The organism is Vibrio sp. 1401, assembly GCF_033340295.1.
Genome location: NZ_JAWOWF010000808.1, coordinates 1 through 525, shown reverse-complemented (window position 1 = coordinate 525; position 525 = coordinate 1). Strand labels below are relative to the sequence as shown.

The following is a 525-nucleotide window of genomic DNA, read 5'->3' as shown; positions in this document are numbered from 1 at the left end:
CACGCCAAATAAAGGACAATGTGCGCTCCATTTTCAGATCTGGTACGTTTAACGCGACTAAACGTCCAGCCTCAATGTAACGTTCAACATCCAAATATGGCAAACAAGTTAAGTATTGTCCGTTAGCCACCAAGCTGCGCAACACAGGAACGTGTTCATACTCACGCCATACATCTAAATCTTCAATCAAATGATGAATGGAGCTATCAAAGGTTTTACGAGTACCTGAGCCATGCTCACGCACCACCCATTTCGCCTGCTCTAATTGAGCTAAACTGACTGAAGGGTTACGAGCAAAAGGATGATGAGAAGCTGCGACTACAGTAAGGTGATCACGACACCAGATTTCTTGGTGTAAACGGTTATCGTCACAACGTCCTTCAATAATGCCTAAATCGTATTTGTAATCTAATACGCCATCGATAACCCCTTTCGTACTTTGTACGCCTAGCGAGATTCGCATCTCAGGAAAATCGTTATCAATGATACTGATAAGGTCAGGCACCAAGTGTTCTGCTGGTGTTT

1 protein-coding gene is annotated in these 525 nt (G+C 43.6%); it reads right to left on the bottom strand.

From position 1 onward, the window contains the following. The coding region (locus tag R7Z77_RS28290) for a LysR substrate-binding domain-containing protein (protein WP_318137429.1) at window positions 1–525 on the bottom strand (525 nt) is incomplete at both ends.